At 63.7% G+C, this 278-nt stretch carries 1 protein-coding gene; it reads left to right on the top strand.

Annotation, left to right across the window (positions count from 1 at the left end; all coding sequences use genetic code 11):
- Window positions 1-220 (top strand): dihydroneopterin aldolase (locus ACPYOM_RS22390; RefSeq protein ID WP_481347647.1); only part of this gene is annotated, 220 nt, incomplete at its 5' end.
- Between the last annotated feature and the right edge of the window lie 58 nt (window positions 221-278).

The raw sequence follows: 278 nt of genomic DNA, 5'->3' as shown, positions 1-278 counted from the left end.
GCAGTACACAGCGCATTACGGCGAAGTCGCCGAGCTGATTACCAAGCACATCGAAGGCGAGCCCCTGAACCGCATCGAGGGCCTGGCGGTCAGGATCGCCGAGGCCATCCTTGCGAACTACAGCGTGGCCGCCGTCGACGTCACCGTCCACAAGCCTAAGGCGCCCATTGAGGTGCCGTTCGGCGATGTGACTGGCAGCGTCCACCGGGAGCGGTCATGAGCTCCGGCTATACCAAGGCCATCCTGGCGTTGGGCAGCAATCTGGGGGAGCGTAACGA

The organism is Monashia sp. HAY1-2A (assembly GCF_056755315.1).
The sequence above is the reverse complement of the archived record's forward strand: the minus strand, read 5'-3'. Positions and strand labels throughout refer to the sequence as shown.